Below are 14,538 nucleotides of genomic sequence, written 5' to 3' on the forward strand. Positions count from 1 at the left end.
CGAGTTGGTGATCGGCGGCGCCGAGGATGGGCTGGTCGGCCGCACGCCCGGCGCGTTTCATGTGTGGTCGGCGGGGCCGCAGACGTTCGGGCCGATGAGCATAGATCCCATGCTTCCCAAATTGCCGTCTGGCGCGTGCATTCCCTGTTTGCTGAAGGCGATGAAATCCGGCTCCGGATTGGCAAAAATAGGATGACTTACTACGCACAAAACCCGCTCGATATTGAAAGCGTGAACCAGCAAGTACTGGGGCGCATAGCCAAAGACCCCGAGCTGCACTGGGCATTGCTGATCGACACCGCATTCGACTATGAACAGCCGCACGCATTGCCGCTGCACGGCGTGAACTGTTACGACGGCCAGACTGCTTCCGGACTTGCCGACGCCGCGCCCTGGCTGTTGCCCTTATACGCGCCGGGAGAGGCGATTGAGCGGACGCAATCTGCGTTGCAGATGTGGCTCAAGCATTGCAATCGGCGACCCATGTTGAGCATCGTCGCCAGCCGCAAAAATGCGCATCAGATTGCCGCTGACTGGCGCCAGCTGCATTTTGTAAAAACCGGCGATAGCCAGCAATTTTTGCTGCGCTTTGCGGATACGCGCGTGCTGACCACACTGCCCACGCTGCTGACAACGCAGCAATGGGCGGCGCTGAGCACTCCGCTGATGCATTGGCTGACGGCCGATCGGCAAGGAGCACTGGTCGCCGTCGCAGTGGCGCCGGTCGGAACCGGTGCAGCACCAGCTCCATTCGAACTCAGCAATCAACAAGTCGCCGCATTGACCGATGCCGCAGAAGCGGATGCCGTGATCAATCACCTTGCGGAAAACATGGAAAAAATCATTCCACAACAAATCGCGCCGGCCCGGTTTTACGCCGACATCGTTCACACGCTGGCGTTGGCCAAGCAATACCAACTTGAGCACTGGCCGGACAAACTGGCACTGATCACTGCCGCCTGTTTGACGCTAGGCAAGAGCAATAAAAATCCGGCGTTGATCGAAATACTGTTGCAGCGGCGTTGGTATCCCGGCCGGTTGGGTGAGGCCATGGATGTGCTTGGCGTCGTGAAATAAAGCACGGATTAAAGAGCGAAACGAGCGACAGCTGAAATCTAAAAGGGGAACTGAATGTGTAAAGCCATTAAACGCATAGGCATTGGCCTGCGTACCGTGTTGATACTTTTGGCGCTGGGATTGCTGCCCGCAATAGCTGGATGCGAAGAAGAAAAAATCCCAGTGTCAGTGACTGGATACAACCACATGCCGTATTGGTCGATCAGGGGCTTTTCAGTCAATGGTGGGAGTGGTCCGAACGTTACTCCAGAGGCGGGCGGTGGGAAATTCTCCTGCTGCGTAGAGATACCCAAGCACTGGCGTCCGGGCATGAAGGCAAAGGTGAGCTGGGCGTACGACACCGATCAAGGCGGACCTCGTCCACCGCCGCCGCAGGAAGCGGAAGTCGAGATCCCTGAATACACGCCGGAAAATCTGGGTTCAGTGCAGGTGCATTTTTATCCGGATCATCGGATCAAGGTGGTGGTGTCGCGATACGGTATTACCAGCCCATGTGGCCCGTTGAGTGACGACGACAAGTTGCCATGGAAAACCCGGCAGGACTTGATTGAATACTATTTGGAAGGGAAAGGTAGACATGAACGATGTGATCGACTTCACCCTCAACCCTAATCCGGGCCACGTACGAAACAATGAGAGGAGCAATCAGATGCAGCACGCAATGCATGATTGGATTGATCGAGCAGGTGCCGCAATGCGGACCCTGCTGATGCTTTACCTGCTGGGGCTGGCGTCGCTGCTGGCCGGATGTTCGAAGGAAGATAAAGTTGCCGTCGAGGTGAGTGGCTACAACCACATGCCGGATTGGTCGATCAGCGGCTTCTCGGTCAATGGCGGGAGTGGCCCAAATCTGTCTCCGGAAAGCGGCGGGGGCGGTTTCAGTTGCTGCGTAGAGATTCCCAAGCGCTGGAAACCGGGCATGAAGGCAAAGGTGAGTTGGTCGTATGACACTGATCAAGGCGGACCTCGTCCACCGCCGCCGCAGGAAGCGGAAGTAGAGATCCCCGAATACACGCCGGAAAATCTGGGCACAGTGCAGGTGCATTTCTACCCGAACCATCGCATCAAGGTGGTGGCGTCGAGGTACAGCCTCGGTCATCCTAAGTATCCATTGCCCAAAGAGGATTGGGCACCGTGGACGCTCAATGAAGACTGGGCAAGGAACTATCAATTAGACCAAGAGGAGCAAAGAAAGAAATGAATACCATCTTCACCCTCAATCCGGATCCGGGCCACGTACGAAGCAATGAAAGGAGCAAGCAGATGCAGCACGCAATGCGGACCCTGCTGATGCTGTACCTGCTGGGGCTGGCGTCGCTATTGGCCGGATGTTCGGAAGAAAAAATTGCCGTGTCAGTGACTGGATACAACCACATGACGGATTGGTCAGTCAGCGATTTTGCAGTCAATGGAGGTAGCGGCCGTAACCTGTCTCCTGGGGACGGGGGACCAGGAGGAACGTGCTGCGTAGAGCTTCCCAAGCACTGGCGTCCGGGCATGAAGGCGAAAGTGAGCTGGAGCTATGACGTCAAGCAAAGTGATCCTCGTACCCCACCGCCGCCGCAGGAAGCGGAAGTCGAGATCCCCGAATACACGCCGGAAAATCTGGGCACAGTGCAGGTGCATTTTTACCCGAACCATCGCATCAAGGTGGTGGTGTCGAGGTACACCTTGGGTAGTCCCGCCTATCCGATGAGCCCGGAAGATATGTTGCCGTGGAAAGTCCGCGAGGATTTGATTGAGTACTACAAAGAAAAGGGGTGGAAATGAACGCAGGAATCGACATCACCCTCAACCCTGATCCGGGCCACATACGAAGCAAAGAGAGGAGCAAGCAGATGCAGCACGCGATGCATGATTGGATTGATCGTACAAGTGCAGCAATGCGGACTCTGCTGATGCTGTACCTGCTGGGGCTGGCGTCGCTGCTGGCCGGATGTTCGAGGGAAGATAAAGTTGCCGTCGAAGTGACCGGCTACAACCACATGCCGTATTGGTCGATCAGAGGCTTCTCGGTCAATGGTGGGAGCGGCCGTAACCTGTCTCCTGGGGACGGGGGGCCAGGAGGAACGTGCTGCGTAGAGATTCCCAAGCACTGGCGTCCGGGCATGAAGGCGAAAGTGAGTTGGGCGTATGACACTGATCAAGGCGGACCTCGCCCACCGCCGCCGCAGGAAGCGGAAGTCGAGATCCCGGAATACGCGCCAGAAAACCTGGGCTCGGTGCAGGTGCATTTCTACCCGAACCATCGCATCAAGGTGGTGGTGTCGATGTATAGCCTAGGTAGCCCAGCTTATCCGATGAGCCCGGAAGATATGCTGCCGTGGAAGGTCCGCGAGGATTTGATTGAATACTATAAAGAAAAGGGGTGGAAGTAATGAACGCCATTGACTCCGCACACAATCCTGAGATTGACCGTGTACTCAGCCGCGAACGTCCTCTCAGCAATCGCGAACTGATGCAGCGCATTCAAGCGCTGTGCGCACAGCATGGCCAGCCCGACACACTCTCCTGCTCGGGCAATCTGTTTGTCGGCATGTTCTTCGATGGCACCGGCAACAACGAGGATAACGACTACAAGAAATACGAAAATGATCCGTCCAAGCAGAAGCACAGCAACGTGGTGCGGCTGTATCACGCCTATCCATCCAGAAAAATCGGGACCAACACCTATATCCCCTACTACATCCCCGGCGTCGGCACGCCATTTCCGCAGATCGGGGATGACGGCGCCTTCCCTGGCGGAGCCATGGCTTGGAATGGCGAGGCACGTATTATCTGGGGGCTGACCAGAGTGTTCAACGCAGTGCATTTTTATCACTCTAATCGCCCTTTGATCCCCGACGATCAAGCCAAGACGATGACCGACGGCTTGGCCGGAGTCGGATCGCTGGGCTGGCAACGCCGCCACGCGCTCAAGCAGGTCTGGCAAGAAAAGTTGAAGGCAGCAATCGAAGGCCGCAAGCCAGAAATCCGGCAAATCAACCTGAGCGTTTTCGGCTTCTCGCGCGGCGCAGCCGAAGCGCGTACCTTCGTCAACTGGCTTTATGAAATCTGCGAGCAGCACGACGGCGGCTGGCGCTTTGCCGGCATACCGTTGCGGATACAGTTCATGGGCTTGTTCGACACCGTGGCGGCGGTTGGTCTGGCGGGGATGTATTCGTTTACAGAAGGACGTCAATCGTGGGCGGATCAGACGATGCAGATTCATCCGGCGGTCGAACAATGTTTGCATTTTGTCGCGGCACATGAAGTCAGGGCTTGTTTTCCTGCCGATTCGGTACGGATTGACGGCCGCTATCCGCCCAATGCCAAGGAATACGTGTACCCGGGTGCGCACTCGGATGTCGGGGGCGGCTACCAGCCGCGAGCGCAAGGGAAAATGACAGGATTGGCGCGCATTCCCGGGTATGACATGTATCGCGCGGCGCGGATAGCCGGCGTGCCGCTGACAGCGGAAAACAAATTAAAAGAAGAAATCAAGGCGGCGCTGCTGCCGCATCCGGAAGACATTGAGCACTTTCAAAACTACTGCCGCCTCGCCGCCATTACGCCGGGGCCGGTGGAAGACATGGTGCGGCAGCATATGAGCTGGTATTTCAGTTACCGCTGGCAGTCCGGCATCAGCGCTTATGCGCAACGAACGTTCTTTCAGTTGGCGAAGAAAGCCGAGCCGAAAATGACGGAATTTCTGCTCGATACGCAGCAAAGCTTGATGAATGTGCTGGCCGGCCTTGGTCAAGCAATCGATGCCCGCATCAACTCGCCGCGCGCGTCAAAAAATGCACCGCTGGTACAACCTTATTCGGCGGCTCTGCCGTTTCATGGCCTAATCGCGGCCGGAACATTCGCCTGGAAACTTGGACAGCGCATCAATGCCTTGGATGATTTTAAACAGGACGGCATCGAGGCCAAGGCGGCAAAGATCCGTAATGATGTGGGGCGCTGGCGTCGATGGCTGGAGGCGCAGCATCAGGCCGAGGTGCAGGATTCATCCGCCGTTGAACGCGAAACCTTGCAGCTGGTTGATGCGCTGAAGCCAGAAAAGCTGGCGCTGGAGATCGCCGCCTTTTTTGATTTTTACGTCCACGATTCAATGGCCGGTTTTGCATCCGATAACGGTGTTCATGAATTTAAATTCAATGGATACGGCATTGCCAAATTCAGGCGCATTTATTTCGGCAACCGCGGCGATGCGATGACGCGTGAAGCGGTCGAACGGAGGAATAAGGATCGCATTGCACAGGCAGGCAAAAAACACAGCGACCGTGCGCGGTGGGATCTTGAAGCTGCGGAACATGCGCGGATGGTGCGGTAATGCAAATGGACGACTGGGATGCCCAACTGCAGCAGTTGATGCGCGCACAAATAGTGGCAAGAAAATCCGAGGAAATAAAAAATCTGCTGCACAACCTGCATTTCCCTGACGACCCTGATCTGGAACAGCGCCTGAAACAAATCAAAGCCGCCCAAAATCCGCCGCTGGAAGCCGCCGCACCATTGTTGACCGCGCTGGCGCAAATGCCGGAATTATCGCAGGCGTTTGGCGGCAGCGACGACGTTGAAGCCTGGCGCGAGTTGCTGAAGCGCGAAGTGGCCGGTTTTCAGCGCCTCGGGCAGCGGGCGAACATCGACGGCAAGCACCTGACCGTCGCCAGCTATTGCCTGTGCACCGCCTTGGATGAAGCTGCCAACTGTAGCGAATGGGGCGGCGCCAATGAGGCCGGGGATGTCGGTCCGTGGTCGCGCGAGATGCTGGCGCAATACCATCATGGCGATACGGATGGCGGCGTTAAATTTTTCCTGCTGCTTGGACACTTGGCGACCGGCGCGCCAGACCAGTATCGCGATCTGCTGGAAGTGATGTATCGCATCCTCGGCCTCGGATTTGAGGGGCGCTACCGTACCGGCGCGGATGGATTGCAAAACCTGAGGACCATACGCCAGCGCTTGTTTGCGATCATCGCGGCCGGTCGCGAACCGCTGCCGCAGGCGCTGTCGCCGCATGCCCAGGTTCAATCCGAGGGCGGCAGAAAACGCCGGCGCGGCATACCGTTGCGGGTTTCGGTAACGGTGATGGCGCTGGTGCTGCTGGCGCAGTTTGGATGGTACAAATATCAGTTCGCGATGCAGACGCGGCAGCTGACGGAAAGGATAACCGCCATCGGCAAAATAATGGCGCCGCGGTAGTCCGATGCGGCCTCATCCCGGCGGCTTCGCCTGAATAGCAATCACTCCTTGCCCTTGACCGGCGCCGGATAATCCTTCAGCACATCAATCGGCACCGCATACGCCGAACTCCAGGTTTGTTCATGCAGTTCGGCGACCCGTTTTGCCATCTTCTCGTTGCGCAGCACCAGTTCCAGGTTGCGCGAATGATCCAGGTAGCCGCCGGCCCAATTGCTGGTGCCTATCCATGCCACCTGGCCGTCGATAGACATGGTTTTGCTGTGGATGACGCGCGCGAACGGGATGAAGCCGGAGCTCGCCTGCGGCAAGGTCACGATGCGGATTTCGATGCCGGGCAGCAGCGCCAGGCTTTGCAAATAATGAATCGCAGGCTTTTCGGTATTCCAGTTCGACACCATCAGCTTGACCTTGACGCCGCGCGCCAATGCCGCCCGGATCGCATCGTCGATCACCGCGTAATACGGCCGCGTGCGCCCCGGGCCGTAGCCCAGCGGCGCATAGTCGAGCAATTGCACCCGCACGTCGGATTTGGCCGCCGCCAGCAGCTTTTGCAATTCGGTCTCGGAGTCGCCGACGCCGCTCGGATTGAAGGCATTCGGACTGGCCACCAGGAACGCCGCCTGGCTATCGTCCGCAGCCACCACATCGGTGTTCAGCGGCGGCACCGACTGGCCGCTTGCGACCAGCTGTTGCGCCTGCCAATCGTGCTCGAAAATTTGCTGCAGTTGTTTGACGATGGCGGCATCGGTCAGCCGCAGCCCGGTTTCATGGATATGCGCAAACGAGCGCCAGTCGAAGTTCTGGCTGCCGACATAAGCAGCCGTGCCGTCGACCACAAAATATTTTGCGTGAATGATGCCGTTGCCGGTCACTTTCGAATAATCGAGGAAGCGGAATTCCATGTTCGGTATTTGCTGCAGCCGGGCTATGGTCGGCATGTCCGATGCGAACTTGCCCTTTTCTTCCATCAGGAAGCGGATTTTTACGCCGCGCCGGCCGGCCGCATCGAGTTGCGCGATGACTTGATCGAACGCTTCTCCCGTTTTGCCGGCGACATAAAATTGCCCCAATACGATCTCGTGCCGGGCCGCGGCAAACATCTCGCACCAGACCGTCAGCGGTTCGCGCAGATCGGGCGTCGCCAGCGCGGTTTCACGCGGCACCGTATGCACCAGTTCAAAGCCGGGGATGCTGAATTCAGCGTGGGCGTTGCTGCCGATACCGAGCAGCAGCGCCAGCGAGATTAAAAATTTGCGCATTTCGTATTCTCCCCAAACGGTATGTCGACTAATGGATGCGCACAATGCGTCCGGCAACCTGTGTCGCGCCGGCCGGATGGCCATCGCGTTCGCGTTCAATCAAGTAAAGCCGCAACGCATCCAGATCATTGATGCCGGTATCGACCCGCACGCCGCCGCTGGTCAGCACACTAAAGCCGTCGCCGCCCTGCGCGATGAAACTATTGACGCTGATGCGGTACTGCGCATGTTCGTCAAGTGGCACCCCATCCAGCGTGACGCTGCCCGGCACCACCCGCTGTCCCAACGGCCAAGCGGCGTCCCAGCGATAGGCAAAACCCTGCGACACCTGCAACATGATTCGACCGCTCGCGCGATCCTGCTCCAGCCAGCTTTGCTGTTCCAGCAGCATCCGGATCTGGCTGCCGCTGAGCGACAGCAGGACCAAGCCATTGCGATACGGCAGGGTGGCCGCCAGCTGGGCGACATTGCTGCCGTCGACCCCGCTCTCAAGCGGCTCGCGCATGCTCTTGTGATTGGTCATCGCAATTTGCGCGCCGAAACCGCGGGTCGCGGCCAATTGCGCATCTGCTACCAGGTCGCCCAGCGGCGATTCGCCGGCGGCGTTCAACTCGTTATCGACCAGCGGCACTGCAAGCCGCGCAACCGGCTGCGCCAGCACCGCGGCACTGCGGGTCTGCAGCTGTTGCAGCCAGCCGGCCAGGGCCGGATCGGGCGCGAAGCGCTCGGGGTCCATCAACACATTGCTGGCGCGGATCGCGGTCACTTTCTGTTGCAGCGGTGCTATGCGCGGATCTATCGTCAATGTCACCCGCGTCAGCATATGGCCGAACGACTCGGCCTGGGTCACGCTGCGGCCGTCGACCTGACACAGATAGCCGTGATGTGTATGGGCGCTGATGACCAGCCTGATGGCAGGATCGAGACGGCGCACGATGTCGACGATAGGCCCTTGCAATTGCGAGCAATCGTTCTGGTCGAACGGTTCCGGCGTCGCGCCGCCTTGATGGATCAACACCACGATGGCGCTGACGCCCTGCGCCTTCAGCTCGGGCACCCAGCGGTTGATGGCCTCGGCCTCGTCGATGAAATGCATGTCGGCAATCCCGCCGGCCTCCACCATGCTCGATGTGCCGCGCAGCACGGCGCCGATGAAAGCGATTTTGATGCCGTGCACCTGTTCGATTCGGTACGCGGGAAGCAGCGGCCGCTGGCTGGCGTTGCCAATCGCATTGGCGGCCAGGTAGGAGAATTTGGCGCCGCCGAAGCTGTCATGAAAACGGCAGGCATATTCCAGGCGCGGAGAGTTGCAGCCGCCATGCTGATAGCGCAGCAGTTCGGCCGTGCCGCGATCGAACTCATGATTGCCGACCGCGCTGGCGCGCAGGCCGAGCAGGTTGAGCGCCTCGATCGTCGGTTCGTCGGCCCAGATCGACGACAGCGCCGGACTGGCGCCGATCAGGTCGCCGGCGCCGACCAGCAGCAACTGCGGATCTTCGGCACGCCACGCACGCAACGCGCCGGCTATGGTGGCGATGCCGCCAACCTTGAGCTTGCGCGGGGTTGGGTCGGCGGCGCTGACAAAGCTCTCCGTCTCCGCTTCCAGGTGGCCGTGCAGATCGTTGATGGCGACCAGGTTGACCTCCACCGGCGCGCTCGGCAGACTGGCGCAAGCCTCCAGCGCGACGGCCGCGGCGCAGCACAACAGGCCGCGCCAGCGTACAAAAGTTGTGCGCATCAAGCTACGTGGAGCTTGCCGGCTGCCGCCGCACTGTCAACGACGCGTCCGACGCAGGCGCGCAGCATCAACACTTTCAAATGATCGTTGATGCGCTCGATCCGCTCCTGGAACATATTGAAGAAAAACATGCCGACCACCGCGATGCCTATCCCCAATGCGGTCGCATACAGGGCGGTGCCTATTCCCCGCGATACCTGACCCGGATCGGATACACCCGACACCGCCAGCGCCTTGAAGGTGTCGATAATGCCGAGGATGGTGCCCAGCAAACCGAGCAGCGGCGCCGCGGTGACGATCGTGTCGAGGATCCACAGGCGATGCTGGACCGCGCCGCGATTGGCGATATACACCGACTCGCTGAAATCCTCCAGGTCCTTGTCGCTGCTCAGTTGATGCTTTTCCGCCAGGATGTCGGCCACCAGCGTCAGCGGCAAGCTGGCGCGTGCGGTCAGTTCCGGCGGCAATTCCTGCACCTGCTGCACCGCATGCGTCATCGCCTTTTCCAAACCGATCGCCTGGCGCAAGGTGTAATTGAAAAACAGCCCGCGCTCGACAATCACGAACAGTGCCAGCGCGGCGCAGGCATACATCAGGTAGAAAGCGAACTCGTGGAGTAATTGCATATTCATATGGCGTCCCTTCCTAATAGTGTTAGAAGTCGGCGGTCAAAGTCAGGCTGACCGCGCGCGCGCCGCCGACCACGTAATACGGCGTCGATGCCGCGACTTTGCCGTAGGCCACCGAGTTCGGCACCACGCTGTCGACCGATGCCAGATACTGCTTGTTGAACAGGTTCAAGCCGGCCAGCGTCAGCGTCGCACCTTTCATCACTCCCCGTTTCTCGAAGCGGTAACCGGCAGTCAGGTCGAACAGCGTAAAGCCGCCGATCTTTTGATCGTTGGTCAAGTCGCCGTAGACGCTGCTGGTGTATTTGCCGGTGAAGGTCGAAAAGAAGCGCTTGTCATCGTAGCCTAAACTGGCGCTCAGCATCTGCCGCGGAATATTGCCGAACTGCTTGCCCTTGGTCGGCAGCAGCGTGCCGTTGTTCAGGAAATTCTCCTGTTGTACCGAGCTGGTATAGCTGTATGAACCATAGGCATTGACGGTCTTGGTCAACGCATAACTGCCTTCCAGTTCCAGCCCCTTGTTGATCACCTGGCCGACGTTGTAATTGAACTTGGTGCCGTCGACGTCGCTCATTTGCGCCTGACGGTTTCTAAAGTCGATGTAGAACAAGGTGGTGCTCAACGCGGCGCGCTCCGTGCTGTAACGCCAGCCCAGTTCTTGCGACCAGGCGGTCTCCGGTTTTTGATCGGCCTTGCGCACCACCGTCCCATTCGGCAGCGCCGTGAAGTCGAACAGCGTGTAGTTTTGCGGCGCGCGGAAAGTGTGCGTCGCGTTATAGAACAGATGACTGCTTTGATCCAGCTGATATTTCAGCCCCAGGCTTGGCAGCACCTCGCTGTAATCCTTGCTGGCCTTGATATCCTGGGTACCGGTTTTGGCCAGAGTGCCAAAATCGTCGCCGGTGCGGCGCACCCGGTCGTAAGAAACGCCCGCTTGCAGACTGAGCTTGTCGCTCAGTACCACAGAATCCTGCAGGAAGAATTTTTGCGACAGCGACACGGTGTAGCGGTTGCGGCCATCGGCCTGCACGATGTTGCCGTTCTTGTCGACCAGCGCATTCGACTTGCCCCAGGCATCGAACGGATTGCCGCTTTGATCGACTGGGATGAAAGGGCCGGTTTGCATCTGGCGCGAACGCTCGATCCAGTAGCCGAGGCTGATATCGTTCGCCCCCAAGCTGGTTTGCAGAGTGGTGGTCACGCCGGGACGATAGGTGGTGGTGTTCGAAATCTTGTAAAACACATCCGTGCGCGCACCGTTAGGCAAGCTTTGCGTTTGCAAGGCCCCGGCCGGCCAGCCCGATTGACCGCTGGAACCGCCGCCGTCGCCGTACCAGAAATAAGGCGTGACAGTCAAACGCAGATTGTCGGCCAGCTTGAATTTTCCGCTCAACACCGCCAGGTAGTTTTCAAACGGATTCTGGTGGAATTTGTAGTAGTTCACATCCGGTTTGCCGTTGCTGCCGATCAGCGCGTTGGTGTAACTCACATTGCCGGCGTTGAACTGCGGCAGGCTCAGTTTGCTGAACTGATAGTTGTGCTGCTGGTTATATTTGAACGTGAAATCGAGGCTGTTGCCGTCGCTGATCGACAGCACCGATTTCATTTCAAAGCGATTGGCGCGCAAGCCGCCGCCATTGTTCTCGCGCCATTTGTCCTCGCCGGTATGCGATGCCGACAGCCAGGTGCGCAGCTTGCCGAAGCCGACATCCAGCTCGCCGGTATTGATCCGGGCGAAGCTCTTGCGCAAGTTGTGATTGCCGACAATCTGTTCGGCAAAGACGCCGAATTCCTTGGTCGGCAACACCGATATCAGGCCGATATTGCCGCCGCTGGCGCCGATATGTGGAGCGTCGGTATCGGTCGAGCCTTGGGTCACGAAAATCTGCTGCAGATTTTCGATATCGCCCAGTTCGGTCGGATAAATCGCAAAGTTGCCGGAGTCGTTGACCGGCGCGCCGTCAACCGTAAAGCCGATCTGGTCCGAGTTGAAGCCGCGCATCGTGAAATTGGCGTCAGCCATGCCGGCCGCATCGCTGGTCGTCACATGCACGCCCGGCATGGTGTTCAGCGTTTGCACCGCATTGTTGGAACCGGGCTTTTGTTTCAGCGCTTCGCCGGTGACGGTCGAGCGCGATTTCGGCGCTTCTTCATTGACCATCAGGCCGCCGCTGCGGACATCGCTCTGGACTTCGATATTGCCGAGATTGACCGCATCGGCGGCATGCGACGATGCCGCCGCGCCAACCAGTCCGGCTGCCAGCATGGCGACATGCAGCGGTCTGTATTTCAGAAATTTGCGATCCAAAAATGTGTAAGCCAATGCCTTGCTGCCCATGCTATTCCCCCTGTGACTCATGCTGCTCCCCGGTAGTGTTGCTGCTGTACGTGAATGTGACGGTAAAACGTTTTTTATCGACGCCGGCAAAAGCCTCGGCCGGAAATTTCTCGACCTGCTTCAAGCGGCGCAAGCTGGCTTCCGCCGCGCGATTGAGCAACATGCTGGAGGCCGGCGTTTCAATCCCAGAGCCGAGCACCTCGCCGCTGCGACCGATTTCCAGCCAGACCACCACCTTGCCTTGCGGCTGTTCCAGGGCTGCCTCGCGTGAACGCGGATAGACTTTCTGGCGTTCGACTTCGGCCCGCAGCTTGCCGTAATACGCTTTCTCCAGCGATGGATCGACGCTGGCCTTGGGCGCTGCCGGCGGTGGCGCTGGTGTCGCGGGAGCGGGCGGGGCCGCTGGCGCAGCCTTGACCGGCGGCGCGACTTCGGCCTCGTTGCTGCTGCTGGGCGTCGCGGTCACTGCTTGCGGCTGTGCCGGTGCGGCCGGACGCGGCTGTTGGACCGGCTGCACTGCTGGCTGGATGACTCTCGGTTTGACGGGTTCCGGCGGCGTTGGCGGGGCCGGCTGCGGCACTGGCATAGTCTCCGGTTCCTGCAGCGTCAGTTGCACCATCGTGTCGTCGTTATGCGGCTGGATTTTGACTGCTTTCTGGATGCCCGCGAAAACCAGGATCGCCAGCAGCAGCAATGACGGCAGCGCTGCCACCGCATCGCGAAATCGGTAAAGGATAGGCATGGTGGTTACGGCTTGCGGGTTGCAATCGAGATCGACTCGAAACCGTTTTGCTTCAGGCTATCCATCACCTCGACCAGGCGTTGCACTTCGACGCCGCGATCGCTGTTGACGATGATGTTGAGTTTCTCGCCGTTTTTCCTGGCTTGGTTCAAGCGCGTCGGCACAGCGCTGAGCGGCGTATCGACGCCATCGACCTGCAGCGCATCGTGCAGCCCGAGGGTCACCACGGCCTTGTTTTGCGGCTTCAGGTTCTGTGCGCTGCTGGCGCTGGGCAAATGCGTTTTGAGGCCGAGCGCCGGGATCACGTTAAGGCTGATCAATACAAAAAACACCAGCAGGAACATCATCACGTCGATCATCGGAATGATTTCCACGCGGGCTTTTCGTTTTTTCGGTTCGTCCCAATGTCGCATTACCGCACTCCGATTGAATATGCTTCGCCTCAGCGGGGATTGCTGGGCATTAAGATTTCAAAACAGGGGGCAGAGTAACGAGGAATTATTTCGACAGTATTACAACTGTTGAAGGGCTCGGTTTTCGCGATGATGGCGACGGCAAGAAACGTAGGGCGGAAAAGCGCAGCGTCTTCCGCCGTTCTGGATGCGTCAAACAGCTGTGGCACATCCAACGGCGGATAACGCTGCGCTCATCCGCCCTACTTCTTGCTGAGCGAGCTACGGAGTGCCGAGGGTTGTTTTTAGATGTTGTTGTCTTGGCGGACTCACCTTTTCGCCTTGATGGCGACTCCCTTTCTTTTGCTTCGCCAAAAGAAAGGAAGCAAAGAAAAGGCGACCGCAAGCCACTGCCTTCCCTTCGGTCAGGTCCCCAAATGTGTCGCCTATCAGTCGGGTGTGAAGACAAACTCGCTGCGCTCAAACATGTCTTCCCACAATTCCCGACTGACAGCCGCCACATTTGGCAGCGTCCCAATGCGGAATTCAACGTCAAAAGCAACCCCTCGGCGCTCCGTGGCTCGTGTACGGTAATGTAGGGCGGAAAAGCGCAACGCCTTCCGCCGTTTTGGATGCGTCAACCATATGCGGCACATCCGACGGCGGATAACGCTACGCTCATCCGCCCTACGATTTGCGCGCTTGCACCAGCTCCCATTGTTCGCGCATCACATCGAACATATTGCGGCGGTCGCCGGCCATCTCGATGGCGGTTTTGCCGAGGTCGTAGACCACCTCTTTGTCTTTGGATAGATCGCGCATCGCGCACAAGAAGGTGCGCATTTCATCCAGGCAGATCATGGCCAGACGGGCGGACTCGATTGCTTCATCGAGGTAGTCGTTGGGTGGAGAAATCAGGGTGTTGTGGGGTTTTTTTGCGTGGGTCATGCGGGCTCCTTGTGTGGTTGGGGGGATTGAGCCGCGCTGTGCCAAAACGGGAGGGCGGCAGATGGCAAGGTTAGCGAACCGGCTCTAATCTAAACCCCCGCCGGCAGCCCGAAGGCTCCCTACCATCGCCGCCGTGTGTCAAGAACGCAAAAGCCGAAGTATCGGCCGCTGCGATGCTTTATTGAAGATGAGGGTCGGCCCCTCGTGATCGGCGTGCAGGCGCAG

At 58.6% G+C, this 14,538-nt stretch carries 15 protein-coding genes; 8 read left to right on the forward strand and 7 right to left on the reverse strand.

The window, feature by feature from the left end:
- From ACFPM8_RS00390 to icmH, 8 genes are all read left to right on the forward strand, one after another.
- Positions 1–196 (forward strand): hypothetical protein (locus ACFPM8_RS00390; RefSeq protein WP_378993814.1); only part of this gene is annotated, 196 nt, incomplete at its 5' end.
- Positions 193–1,077 (forward strand): DUF4123 domain-containing protein, encoded by an 885-nt coding sequence (locus ACFPM8_RS00395; protein ID WP_378993815.1) that lies wholly within the window; start codon positions 193–195, stop codon positions 1,075–1,077. The genes ACFPM8_RS00390 and ACFPM8_RS00395, both read left to right, overlap by 4 nt.
- A gap of 54 nt (positions 1,078–1,131) precedes the next feature.
- Positions 1,132–1,689, forward strand: coding sequence for a DUF3304 domain-containing protein (locus ACFPM8_RS00400; protein WP_378993817.1), 558 nt, complete (start codon positions 1,132–1,134; stop codon positions 1,687–1,689).
- A complete protein-coding gene (locus tag ACFPM8_RS00405) occupies positions 1,655–2,278 on the forward strand; it encodes a DUF3304 domain-containing protein (RefSeq protein ID WP_378993819.1) in 624 nt (207 codons plus the stop codon). Before ACFPM8_RS00400 ends, ACFPM8_RS00405 begins: the two co-directional genes overlap by 35 nt.
- Complete coding sequence (locus tag ACFPM8_RS00410) at positions 2,275–2,847, forward strand: DUF3304 domain-containing protein (RefSeq protein ID WP_378993820.1); 573 nt, start codon at positions 2,275–2,277, stop codon at positions 2,845–2,847. The genes ACFPM8_RS00405 and ACFPM8_RS00410 overlap by 4 nt, the downstream gene beginning before the upstream one ends.
- On the forward strand, positions 2,844–3,455 hold the full coding sequence (locus ACFPM8_RS00415) for a DUF3304 domain-containing protein (protein ID WP_378993822.1): 612 nt from the start codon (positions 2,844–2,846) through the stop codon (positions 3,453–3,455). Before ACFPM8_RS00410 ends, ACFPM8_RS00415 begins: the two co-directional genes overlap by 4 nt.
- Positions 3,455–5,395 carry a T6SS phospholipase effector Tle1-like catalytic domain-containing protein gene (locus tag ACFPM8_RS00420; RefSeq protein ID WP_378993824.1) on the forward strand — a complete coding sequence of 647 codons (1,941 nt, stop codon included), beginning with the start codon at positions 3,455–3,457 and terminating at the stop codon, positions 5,393–5,395. Before ACFPM8_RS00415 ends, ACFPM8_RS00420 begins: the two co-directional genes overlap by 1 nt.
- Before the next feature lie 5 nt (positions 5,396–5,400).
- A complete protein-coding gene (icmH, locus tag ACFPM8_RS00425; RefSeq protein ID WP_378993826.1) occupies positions 5,401–6,267 on the forward strand; it encodes a type IVB secretion system protein IcmH/DotU in 867 nt (288 codons plus the stop codon).
- A 41-nt stretch (positions 6,268–6,308) separates the two neighbouring features.
- Here icmH and ACFPM8_RS00430 read toward each other — a convergent pair whose 3' ends face one another.
- The 7 genes from ACFPM8_RS00430 to ACFPM8_RS00460 all read right to left on the reverse strand — a co-directional run bounded on the left by ACFPM8_RS00430 (position 6,309) and on the right by ACFPM8_RS00460 (position 14,313).
- Positions 6,309–7,526, reverse strand: coding sequence for a phospholipase D-like domain-containing protein (locus ACFPM8_RS00430; protein ID WP_378993828.1), 1,218 nt, complete (start codon positions 7,524–7,526; stop codon positions 6,309–6,311).
- A 28-nt stretch (positions 7,527–7,554) separates the two neighbouring features.
- Entirely contained in the window at positions 7,555–9,264 is a 1,710-nt protein-coding gene (locus tag ACFPM8_RS00435; RefSeq protein WP_378993830.1) for a bifunctional metallophosphatase/5'-nucleotidase, read from the reverse strand.
- Positions 9,264–9,896: a MotA/TolQ/ExbB proton channel family protein gene (locus tag ACFPM8_RS00440; RefSeq protein WP_378993832.1), complete on the reverse strand. Its 633-nt coding sequence runs from the start codon at positions 9,894–9,896 to the stop codon at positions 9,264–9,266. The genes ACFPM8_RS00435 and ACFPM8_RS00440 overlap by 1 nt, the downstream gene beginning before the upstream one ends.
- Before the next feature lie 22 nt (positions 9,897–9,918).
- On the reverse strand, positions 9,919–12,252 hold the full coding sequence (locus tag ACFPM8_RS00445; protein ID WP_378993833.1) for a TonB-dependent receptor: 2,334 nt from the start codon (positions 12,250–12,252) through the stop codon (positions 9,919–9,921).
- Complete coding sequence (locus tag ACFPM8_RS00450; protein ID WP_378993835.1) at positions 12,233–12,973, reverse strand: energy transducer TonB family protein; 741 nt, start codon at positions 12,971–12,973, stop codon at positions 12,233–12,235. The genes ACFPM8_RS00445 and ACFPM8_RS00450 overlap by 20 nt, the downstream gene beginning before the upstream one ends.
- A gap of 5 nt (positions 12,974–12,978) precedes the next feature.
- Positions 12,979–13,386, reverse strand: coding sequence for an ExbD/TolR family protein (locus tag ACFPM8_RS00455; protein WP_378993837.1), 408 nt, complete (start codon positions 13,384–13,386; stop codon positions 12,979–12,981).
- Positions 13,387–14,052: 666 nt separating this feature from the next.
- Positions 14,053–14,313 carry a hypothetical protein gene (locus ACFPM8_RS00460; protein WP_378993839.1) on the reverse strand — a complete coding sequence of 87 codons (261 nt, stop codon included), beginning with the start codon at positions 14,311–14,313 and terminating at the stop codon, positions 14,053–14,055.
- Positions 14,314–14,538 lie beyond the last annotated feature (225 nt).

This window comes from Paraherbaspirillum soli (assembly GCF_042654985.1).
Taxonomy (GTDB): domain Bacteria; phylum Pseudomonadota; class Gammaproteobacteria; order Burkholderiales; family Burkholderiaceae_D; genus Paraherbaspirillum; species Paraherbaspirillum soli.

What these genes read in the sequence shown, in the direction of transcription:
- ACFPM8_RS00395 (WP_378993815.1), top strand. Translation starts at nt 193, where the DNA reads ATGACTTACTACGCACAAAACCCGCTCGATATTGAAAGCGTGAACCAG.
- ACFPM8_RS00400 (WP_378993817.1), top strand. Translation starts at nt 1,132, where the DNA reads ATGTGTAAAGCCATTAAACGCATAGGCATTGGCCTGCGTACCGTGTTG.
- ACFPM8_RS00405 (WP_378993819.1), top strand. Translation starts at nt 1,655, where the DNA reads ATGAACGATGTGATCGACTTCACCCTCAACCCTAATCCGGGCCACGTA.
- ACFPM8_RS00410 (WP_378993820.1), top strand. Translation starts at nt 2,275, where the DNA reads ATGAATACCATCTTCACCCTCAATCCGGATCCGGGCCACGTACGAAGC.
- ACFPM8_RS00415 (WP_378993822.1), top strand. Translation starts at nt 2,844, where the DNA reads ATGAACGCAGGAATCGACATCACCCTCAACCCTGATCCGGGCCACATA.
- ACFPM8_RS00420 (WP_378993824.1), top strand. Translation starts at nt 3,455, where the DNA reads ATGAACGCCATTGACTCCGCACACAATCCTGAGATTGACCGTGTACTC.
- icmH (WP_378993826.1), top strand. Translation starts at nt 5,401, where the DNA reads ATGGACGACTGGGATGCCCAACTGCAGCAGTTGATGCGCGCACAAATA.
- ACFPM8_RS00430 (WP_378993828.1), bottom strand. Translation starts at nt 7,526, where the DNA reads ATGCGCAAATTTTTAATCTCGCTGGCGCTGCTGCTCGGTATCGGCAGC.
- ACFPM8_RS00435 (WP_378993830.1), bottom strand. Translation starts at nt 9,264, where the DNA reads ATGCGCACAACTTTTGTACGCTGGCGCGGCCTGTTGTGCTGCGCCGCG.
- ACFPM8_RS00440 (WP_378993832.1), bottom strand. Translation starts at nt 9,896, where the DNA reads ATGAATATGCAATTACTCCACGAGTTCGCTTTCTACCTGATGTATGCC.
- ACFPM8_RS00445 (WP_378993833.1), bottom strand. Translation starts at nt 12,252, where the DNA reads ATGAGTCACAGGGGGAATAGCATGGGCAGCAAGGCATTGGCTTACACA.
- ACFPM8_RS00450 (WP_378993835.1), bottom strand. Translation starts at nt 12,973, where the DNA reads ATGCCTATCCTTTACCGATTTCGCGATGCGGTGGCAGCGCTGCCGTCA.
- ACFPM8_RS00455 (WP_378993837.1), bottom strand. Translation starts at nt 13,386, where the DNA reads ATGCGACATTGGGACGAACCGAAAAAACGAAAAGCCCGCGTGGAAATC.
- ACFPM8_RS00460 (WP_378993839.1), bottom strand. Translation starts at nt 14,313, where the DNA reads ATGACCCACGCAAAAAAACCCCACAACACCCTGATTTCTCCACCCAAC.